An 8,103-nucleotide genomic window follows, 5' to 3' on the forward strand; every position below is an offset into this window, starting at 1 on the left:
GCAGCGCCACCGGCATCGCCGCCAACCGCCTGCACCAGATCCTGGCGGTGCTCGAAAAGCACCTGGGCCTGCCCCTCAGCCGATTTGATTGCTACCTGGCGGTGGCCGGTGGCCTGGAGGTGGAGGAGCCGGCAGCGGATCTGGGGGTGGCCGCGGCGGTGGTGGCCAGCTACCGGGATCTCTGCCTGCCGCCAGGCACGGTGCTGGTGGGGGAATTGGGCTTGGGCGGCCAGCTGCGGGCGGTGGGCCAGCTGGAGCTGCGGCTAGGCGAGGCCGCCCGCCTGGGCTTTACCAGGGCGGTGGTTCCTAAGGGCAGCGGCATGGCCAAGGTCGCCGCCGGCATCGGCCTGCAGCTGCTGGAGGCGGGCACGGTCGCCGAAGCCCTGGTGGCGGCCCTGGGGGTTAACCCGGCCGAAGATCGGGATTGATATCAGGTTTGGTTCGCCGAGTTTTTCGCCATGCTTCACCCGGGCCGGAATCCGATGGTGAACAGTGCTTTAAACCGTGCGGTTATGCGTATGATCTAAAGAGAGCTTTCCATTGCAATGCAAATTGTCTCGGCCAACGAGCTAAAGACGGCCGGGCTTGCTGCCATTTCCCGGGCGTTGCAAAACGAGCGTGAAGCTGGTGTATCCGTGCGTGGTCACCTGCGCTATGTGGTGATGGAAGCGGTGGAGTTTCAGCGCCTACGTGATTTGGAATTAGAACTCGCCCTTTTGGAGGCCCGTGCCGAGGTGGCGGCAGGAAGGTTTGTCGAAGAATCGGCTGAAGCCCACCTGGATCGTCTTGATGCCCTGGCGGCTGAGCTGTCTTGAGCTGGAAGCTGCTATTTACCGAGAGTTACAACCGCAAAGCCTCTCGTTTCTTAAGCCGGCATCCAGATCTACGTGAAAAGTATCTCAAGACTCTCTTGCTGCTTGAGGCAAATCCCCGTCACCCCTCCTTGCGATTGCATGCCCTAAAGGGGCGATTGAGTGGGCTGCATTCCGTATCAATCAACATCAGTTACCGAATCACCCTTGAGCTCTTAATTGAGGGCCAGCTCCTGATTCCGATCGATATCGGTAGCCACGACACGGTGTACAGGGGTTGATCAGCTGGTGAAGAGCTGCGATTTTTGGCGGGGCAACCCGCTCTGCTCAGAAGTAGACATCGACGCTGCCGCGGCCGCTGGTTTTCAGCCAGTTCTGGGCCTCGATGTAGTTGTTGGGGGCTAGGCGGATCGCCTTGCCCCAGAGGTCAGCGGCCTGGTCGTAGCAGCGGTCGGCCTCATCGGCTTCGCCCTTTTCTTCAGCAATCGAGCCCAGGTGATGGTGGATCACCGCCATGTTGTTGAGGGCCTGGGGCATCTTGCTGTTGAGCTCTAGGGCGGCGCCGTATTGGTCGAGGGCCTTGTGGTGCTCACCGTTGCTGGCGTACACCAGGGCCATGTTGTAAATGATGAAGGCCCGGTCGAGGGGATCGTCTTCGAGGGTGAGGGCCTCTTGGTAGTTGTCGAGGGCTTCGGCGTATTCCCCGTCGGCCTGGGCGCTCATGCCATCCCGGTAGTAGGCGAAGGCCTCCTTGGCGCGGCGGTTGGTGGGGATGACCTTGAGGATCAGGTCGGCCATCACCGTGAAGCTCTTATCGATGAAGTTGTCGTTGCGTTGGGAGCGGGGCACCGGCCTACAAAAACTGCTTGGACACCATTCTCACCGATCTGCCTAGCCTCTGATGAGGTTAATGCTGCCGTTTTGTTCGCTTCAGAACCTCTGCTGCTCGAGATCGAGGGGATGAAGTGCGGTGGCTGCGTGCGTGCCGTGGAGCAGCGGCTGCTGGAGCAACCGGGGGTGCAGCAGGCCAGTGTCAATTTGTTGACCCGCACCGCCTGGGTGCAGCTAGATCCGGCCCTGGCCGCGGCGGACCAGGGGGCCTCCCTCGAGCCGATCCAGAAGGCATTGGCGGCCCTGGGCTTCCAGGCCAGGCTGCGGGAGGTGGGTCAGGAGATCAGCTCCCGCCGCGAGCGGCTTCAGCACCGCAATTGGTGGGAGCAGTGGCGCCAGTTGGTGGTGGCCCTGGCCCTGCTGGTGGTGTCGGTGTTGGGGCACCTGGGCCAGCTGGGCTCCATGGGTTTCCATGGTCTGGTGGCCACCGTGGCGTTGGCGGGGCCCGGCAGGCCAATCCTGGTGCGCGGTTGGCAGGGGGCCTGGGCGGGGGTGCCGAGCATGGACACCCTGGTGGGCTTGGGCTTGGCCAGTGCCTACCTGGCCAGTGGGGTGGGCCTGTTTTGGCCAGAGAGCGGCTGGCCCTGTTTTTTCAATGAGCCGGTGCTGCTGCTGGGATTTGTGCTGTTGGGGCGGTTCCTGGAGGAGCGGGCCCGCTTCCGCACAGGCCGCGCCCTGGAGGATCTCGCCTCCCTGCAGCCAGATACGGCCCAACTTTTGATGGGGGAAGGGCCGCCCCGGAGCGTGCGGGTCGGGGGCCTGCGCCCTGGTGACCGGCTGCAACTGCTGCCCGGCGATCGGGTGCCGGTGGACGGGGTGGTGCGGGCCGGGGCATCGGCGGTGGACGTGTCCGGACTCACGGGCGAACCCCTGCCGCTGCAGGCCACGGTCGACACCGAACTGGCAGCCGGCAGCCTCAACTTGGAGGCCCCCTTGGAGCTGGAGGTGAGCCGCTGCGGCAGCGATAGCGCCATCGCCCGAATCATTCGCCTGGTGGAGCAGGCCCAGGCCCGCAAGGCCCCAATCCAGCGCCTGGTTGATCGCTTGGCGGGCCAGTTCACTCTCCTGGTGTTGGGCTTGGCCCTGGTCACCTTTGTTTTTTGGTGGCAATGGGGCGCGGCCCTCTGGCCCCAGGTGCTGGGGGCCCATGCCACCACCCCCCTGGCCCTGGCGTTGCAGCTGGCGATTTCGGTGCTGGTGGTGGCCTGTCCCTGTGCGCTCGGCCTCGCCACCCCCACGGCGATCACGGTGGGCTCCGGCCAGGCGGCCCGAGCTGGGCTGCTATTTCGCGGTGGTGATGCGATTGAGGCGGCCGCCCAGGTGGGGGCGATCTTGTTCGACAAAACCGGCACCCTCACCCTGGGGCGCCCGGTGGTGATCGCCATCGAAACATTTACGCCCGGGGCAATGGCAGCTGGGCAGTTCCCATCGGCTGAACATGCCCTGCTTCAGTTGTCCGCCAGCCTCGAGGCCAGCAGCCGCCATCCCCTGGCCTATGCGCTGCTGGTGGAGGCCCAGCGGCTGGAGCTACCGCTGCTTGAAACCAGCGATTGCCGCAGCGTGGCGGGCCAGGGCGTGGAAGGCATAGTTAAGGGTGAGCACTACCGGGTGGGCAGGCTCGCCTGGGTGCAGGCCGGCCTTGATCCTTCCCTGCCAGCGCAAGCCCCAGCCCCAGCCCCAGCCGGCGACCTGGCCGATCTCCCTGGCCGCCAGCAGCGGCTCGAGGCCGATGGGGCCACGGTCCTGGCGGTGGCGAATCGCCAGGGGGTGCTGGGTTTGGTGGCGGTTCAAGACCAACCCCGCCGCGATGCGGCCCTGGTGATCCAGCAGCTCCGGGCCATGGGCCTGCAGTTGGGCCTGCTCAGTGGCGATCGCCAGCAGCCCGTGCAACAACTCGGTGCCCTGCTGGGGCTAAGGCCCGAGGAATTGGCCTGGGAGCTCAGGCCCGAGCAGAAGCTTGAGCACCTGGACCAATTCCCCCACCGGGGCACCCTGGCGATGGTGGGGGATGGCATCAACGACGCCCCCGCCCTGGCCGCCGCCGACCTCGGCATTGCCGTGGGCACGGGCACCCAGATCGCCCAGGACACCGCTGACCTGGTGGTGCTGGGGGATGGCCTGGAGGGGTTGGTCTTGGCCCTGGGGCTGGCTCGCCGCACCATGGCCAAGGTGCGCCAGAACCTCGCCTGGGCCTTTGGCTACAACCTGATTGTTTTGCCGCTGGCGGCGGGGGTGCTGTTGCCCCGCTATGGGCTGCTGCTGACGCCGTCTTTCTCGGCCCTATTGATGGCGATGAGCTCGATCACCGTGGTCGCCAATGCCCTCTTGCTCCAGGATGGCCGCCATCAGCGCGGTTAGGTCCCAGGTGCCAAGCGGCCGGTTTGTGGTGCTCGAGGGCCTTGATGGCTGCGGCAAAAGCACCCAGCTCGAGGCCCTGCAGGCCTGGCTGCCGGCCAGTGGATTGATGGCGGCAGGCAGCCGGCTGGTGGTTAGCCGCGAACCCGGTGGCACCGCATTGGGGCAGGCCCTGCGCCAGCTGCTGCTGCACCCCCCGGGCGAGGCGGCCCCCGAGCCCACTGCTGAATTGCTGCTCTATGCCGCCGACCGGGCCCAGCACGTGGAGCAAACGATCCGCCCGGCCCTGGAGCGGGGTGATTGGGTGCTCAGCGACCGCTTTGCCGGCTCCACGGCGGCCTACCAGGGCTATGGCCGGGGCCTCTCGTTGGCCCTAATTGAGCAGCTGGAGGCCATGGCAACCGGGGGCCTGACGGCCGACCTCACCCTTTGGCTGGATATTCCCCTGGCTGAATCGCTGCGGCGTCGGGGTAACCGCCAAGCGGATCGGATTGAGGCGGCGGGGGAGGCCTTCCTGCAGCGGGTGGGGGATGGCTTTGCGGCCCTGGCGGCCCAGCGCAGCTGGGCCCGGGTGGATGCCGATGCGGCCCCCGAGCTGGTCACAGCGGCCTGTTGCCAGTGCTTGCTGCAGCTGGGCCAGACCTGATGGCTGGGTCGCTGGGAGAGCTGTTTGGCGATCTGGTGGGCCAGGGCCAGGCCGTGGCGCTTTTGGAGGCCGCCTTGGATCAGCAGCGGCTGGCCCCCGCCTACCTCTTTGCCGGCCCCGAAGGGGTGGGCCGCCGCCTCGCCGCCCTGCGCTTTTTGGAGGGGATTTTGGCTGGCCCCCAGGGGGATTTGGCCGTGCGCCGCAGGCTGCAGGAGGGTAACCATCCCGACCTGCTCTGGGTGGAGCCCACCTACAGCGACAAGGGCCAGTTGATCCCCGCTTCCCAGGCCGCTGAGCAGGGGATCTCCCGGCGGGCGGCGCCCCAGCTGCGGCTGGAGCAAATCCGTGATGTGTCGCGCTTTTTATCGCGCCGGGCGGTGGAGGCCCCCGGCTGCATGGTGGTGCTGGATGGGGCAGAAGCGATGGCGGAAGCGGCCGCCAATGCCCTGCTTAAAACCCTGGAGGAGCCAGGTGAGGGCCGCCTAATCCTGATCAGTGCAGCCCCCGAACAACTACTCACCACGATTCGCTCCCGCTGCCAGCAAATCCCCTTTGGCAGGCTTTCCGTTGACCAGCTGGCCGCAGTGCTCGCTAGCCAGGTGTGCTCCGACCAACAGCCGCAAAAAGCAGATCCCAGGGAATTGATTGAGCTGGCGGCGGGCTCCCCCGGGGCCCTGTTGCGCCATCGCCAGCAGTGGCAGGCCTTGCCGGAGGGATTGGCCGACCGGCTGCGCCAGCTGGGCCAGAGCGGTGGTGCGGCCCTACCTGCCCTCGAGCTGGCCCGCGACCTCGCTGAGGCGCTAGATGGGGAGCAACAGCTGTGGCTGCTGGATTGGTGGCAGTGGGTGCTTTGGCGCCAAAACGGGTCCGCAGCAGCAACCCACCAGCTCAAGCGGCTGGAGCGGCTGCGTAGCCAGCTAAAGGCCTACGTTCAGCCCCGCCTGGCCTGGGAAGTGGCCCTGCTGGAGATTGGTTCGCCCTAGCTGGCGACGGCCTGTTCGGCCCGGGGCAATTCCAGGCAGTAGCCGGCGCCGTAGACGGTCTTGATGAAGCGGGGCTTGCGGGGGTCGGGCTCCAACTTGGTGCGCAGGTGGCGCACGTGCACCCGGATCGTCTCGATGTCGTCGTCGGGCTCGTAGCCCCACACCTCCTTGAGGATCAAGGAGGGAGACACGGTTTGGCCGTGGCGCTGCATCAGGCAGTGCAGCAGTTCAAACTCCAGGTGGGTGAGGCGCACCGGCTCGTCGAACCAAATCGCTTCAAACCGCTCGGGCACGAGGGTGAGGCAGCTGTAGCTGAGGATTTCGCTGTGCTTAGTGGAGAGCGGTGCCCGGTCGCTGCGGCGCAGCAGGGCCTTAACCCGCACCATCAACTCCTCCAGGTCAAAGGGTTTGGTGAGGTAGTCGTCGGCGCCGGAATTGAAGCCGCTCACCTTGTCCTTGGTGCCGCCTAGGGCGGTGATCATCAGGATCGGGATCTTGGCGGTGCGCTCTTCGCGGCGCAGGCGTTGGCAGAGGGTGAGCCCATCCACCTTGGGCAGCATCAGGTCGAGCAGGATCAGGTCGGGGCTGTACTGCAGGGCCAGGGCCTGGCCCTTGATGCCGTCATCGGCCCGCTGCACATCGAAGCCACCGTGCTCGAGGTGGCCAGCCACCAGATCGCGCATGTCGCTGTCGTCTTCGATCAGCAGGATTGAGGGCTTCATGGCAAAGGGCTCGAAGTAGGGCGTTGGGGGAGACGAGCTCTGAAAAACAACCGCCAGTGCAGCAAATCGGTTGCACTTTGGTGGCTTGATTCTCGCGGTTTTTTGCGCCATCTGGCAGCCATCGATGGGTCAAAGGCCTTGCTGCGCCACTGGCGGCCCCGGATTGGCGGAGCGACTGGCCGGTAAATCAGGAAGCAAGCCTGTGGCGGTGAGCGTTTTTCCGTATCTCCTTTGCCGCGAAGGGCGGCCGTTCTTTAGGTTTTCTTTGCAGTTGTTTGTTGTGATGCCAGCAAAAAGCCGCCCCTGGTGAGGCGGCTTGGTGGGCCCTACTGGGGCGTGTGTTTAAAAACTCCCCGGGCGGGATTCGAACCTGCGACCAATCGATTAACAGTCGACCGCTCTACCACTGAGCTACCGAGGAATGAAGCTCCTGGAGATGAAGCTGCCGGCCATCCGGCTGCAAGAACCTACCTCTCGACCCTGCCGCCCTGCAAGGGGGTGGCCAGTTGCTGCGCCAGCTCTGCGCCGTTTTGCCAGGGCCCGATGCGGCCGTGCTCCATCAGGGCCGCGCCATCGCAGCGCCGCAGCTCCTCGAGCCGATGGGTGATCCATAGGGCCGTGATGGCTGGTTGGCTGTGCTGGGGGCCGGGATGGCTGAGCTGGTAGATCAGCTCAAGGGCCTCCCTTTGGCTTTGGGGATCCAGCAGGGCCGTGGGTTCATCGAGGAGCAGCAGCCCCGCTTCACTGGCCAGGGCCCCGGCGATAGCGAGCCGTTGCTTCTGGCCGCCACTGAGGGTGTGGATTGGCCGCTGCTGGAAGCCCGCCAGCCCAACCCGTTGCAGGGCCTGCTCCAGGCGCTTTTTGCGCTCGCTGGCCCCAAGCCCCCCGGGCAGGCTGAGCAGTAGCTCACTGCTGCAACTGGGCAGGAGTAATTGGTGGTCAGGGTTTTGGAACACCAGGGCCGGCTTGAGCGGGGTGCTGATTTGGCCGGTTTTGGCCTCCAGCAGCCCGGCAATAAGGCGCAGCAGGGTGCTTTTGCCGCTGCCGTTGGTGCCCACCAGCATCCAGAGGCCCGGGCGGGGGATCTCTAGCTGGCACTGGCTCAGAGCCGATTGGCCGTTGGGCCAGCTGTAGCTGAGCCGCTCAATCCTTAGGGGGGTGGTTTGTGCTGCGGAGCCCACCTAGTTGTCGAGGCTGAAACCCGGGCGCTTGCTGCCGGAGGCCATCGCCGATTTTTCGTAGATCTGCACCGCCACCACTTCGCTAGTGAGCAGGCAGATTTGCTTGCTTTCTTCCTTCTCGCAGGAGAGCTCCAGCAGCATCGGGCTGGCGCTCTCTAGGGCCTGTTTGACCGTGGCATAGAGGGCTTGGGCATCGCTGAGCTCCTTGCGCTGCACCGCAACGGGCATGGGGCTGAGCTTTAGCGAGAGCTCTACGACAAACATGACAACTGGGAAAGGGCTTGCTGGGGCCACTTTGGCGCCTAGGAGCCACGGCTGGCGGCCATGCCCCTTACGATCCCCCATGTAACGCTTCATGAAGCTGCTCTCTCATGACAATTGCCCTTGGGCGCCAGCCAGCAGCACGGGGATGGTTCGACATCCTTGATGACTGGCTTAAGCGCGACCGCTTCGTATTTGTGGGCTGGTCTGGCCTGCTTCTTTTCCCAACTGCCTACTTGGCATTGGGTGGAT

The 8,103-nt window shown here is 65.3% G+C and carries 9 protein-coding genes, 1 tRNA gene and 2 pseudogenes; 7 read left to right on the plus strand and 5 right to left on the minus strand.

Annotated features, from left to right (window positions below; translation table 11 throughout):
• From KBY58_RS12130 to KBY58_RS12140, 3 genes and pseudogenes are all read left to right on the plus strand, one after another.
• A pseudogene (locus KBY58_RS12130) lies at window positions 1-428 on the plus strand (DNA repair protein RadA); the annotation flags it as partial.
• A gap of 117 nt (window positions 429-545) precedes the next feature.
• The gene (locus tag KBY58_RS12135; RefSeq protein ID WP_255004583.1) at window positions 546-815 is read left to right on the plus strand and encodes a hypothetical protein; all 270 of its coding nucleotides are present in this window, start codon (window positions 546-548) and stop codon (window positions 813-815) included.
• Window positions 812-1,093 carry a type II toxin-antitoxin system YafQ family toxin gene (locus KBY58_RS12140; protein WP_255004584.1) on the plus strand — a complete coding sequence of 94 codons (282 nt, stop codon included), beginning with the start codon at window positions 812-814 and terminating at the stop codon, window positions 1,091-1,093. Before KBY58_RS12135 ends, KBY58_RS12140 begins: the two co-directional genes overlap by 4 nt.
• A gap of 46 nt (window positions 1,094-1,139) precedes the next feature.
• Here the strand turns inward: KBY58_RS12140 and KBY58_RS12145 are convergent, their stop codons facing one another.
• The gene (locus tag KBY58_RS12145) at window positions 1,140-1,661 is read right to left on the minus strand and encodes a photosystem I assembly protein Ycf3 (RefSeq protein ID WP_255004585.1); all 522 of its coding nucleotides are present in this window, start codon (window positions 1,659-1,661) and stop codon (window positions 1,140-1,142) included.
• 72 nt (window positions 1,662-1,733) lie between these two features.
• Between KBY58_RS12145 and KBY58_RS12150 the strand changes: the two genes are divergently transcribed.
• The 3 genes from KBY58_RS12150 to KBY58_RS12160 are packed head-to-tail and all read left to right on the plus strand — an operon-like array spanning window position 1,734 to window position 5,687.
• The gene (locus KBY58_RS12150; protein WP_409995760.1) at window positions 1,734-4,061 is read left to right on the plus strand and encodes a heavy metal translocating P-type ATPase; all 2,328 of its coding nucleotides are present in this window, start codon (window positions 1,734-1,736) and stop codon (window positions 4,059-4,061) included.
• A 7-nt stretch (window positions 4,062-4,068) separates the two neighbouring features.
• Window positions 4,069-4,704 (plus strand): dTMP kinase, encoded by a 636-nt coding sequence (gene tmk / locus KBY58_RS12155; RefSeq protein WP_409995761.1) that lies wholly within the window; start codon window positions 4,069-4,071, stop codon window positions 4,702-4,704.
• A gap of 11 nt (window positions 4,705-4,715) precedes the next feature.
• Window positions 4,716-5,687: a DNA polymerase III subunit delta' gene (locus KBY58_RS12160; RefSeq protein WP_409995762.1), complete on the plus strand. Its 972-nt coding sequence runs from the start codon at window positions 4,716-4,718 to the stop codon at window positions 5,685-5,687.
• Here the strand turns inward: KBY58_RS12160 and KBY58_RS12165 are convergent.
• From KBY58_RS12165 to KBY58_RS12180, 4 genes are all read right to left on the minus strand, one after another.
• Entirely contained in the window at window positions 5,684-6,409 is a 726-nt protein-coding gene (locus tag KBY58_RS12165; RefSeq protein ID WP_254934099.1) for a response regulator transcription factor, read from the minus strand. The genes KBY58_RS12160 and KBY58_RS12165 overlap by 4 nt on opposite strands.
• A 349-nt stretch (window positions 6,410-6,758) precedes the next feature.
• Window positions 6,759-6,830: transfer RNA gene (locus KBY58_RS12170), tRNA-Asn, on the minus strand.
• Window positions 6,831-6,876: 46 nt separating this feature from the next.
• Window positions 6,877-7,590 (minus strand): ABC transporter ATP-binding protein, encoded by a 714-nt coding sequence (locus KBY58_RS12175; RefSeq protein WP_254934098.1) that lies wholly within the window; start codon window positions 7,588-7,590, stop codon window positions 6,877-6,879.
• Complete coding sequence (locus KBY58_RS12180; RefSeq protein ID WP_255004588.1) at window positions 7,591-7,854, minus strand: hypothetical protein; 264 nt, start codon at window positions 7,852-7,854, stop codon at window positions 7,591-7,593.
• A gap of 107 nt (window positions 7,855-7,961) precedes the next feature.
• Here KBY58_RS12180 and KBY58_RS12185 point away from each other — a divergent pair.
• A pseudogene (locus KBY58_RS12185) lies at window positions 7,962-8,103 on the plus strand (photosystem II D2 protein (photosystem q(a) protein)); the annotation flags it as partial.

The organism is Cyanobium sp. HWJ4-Hawea (genome assembly GCF_024345815.1).
Lineage (GTDB): Bacteria > Cyanobacteriota > Cyanobacteriia > PCC-6307 > Cyanobiaceae > Cyanobium_A.

What these genes read in the sequence shown, in the direction of transcription:
- KBY58_RS12135 (WP_255004583.1), top strand. Translation starts at nt 546, where the DNA reads ATGCAAATTGTCTCGGCCAACGAGCTAAAGACGGCCGGGCTTGCTGCC.
- KBY58_RS12180 (WP_255004588.1), bottom strand. Translation starts at nt 7,854, where the DNA reads ATGTTTGTCGTAGAGCTCTCGCTAAAGCTCAGCCCCATGCCCGTTGCG.
- KBY58_RS12165 (WP_254934099.1), bottom strand. Translation starts at nt 6,409, where the DNA reads ATGAAGCCCTCAATCCTGCTGATCGAAGACGACAGCGACATGCGCGAT.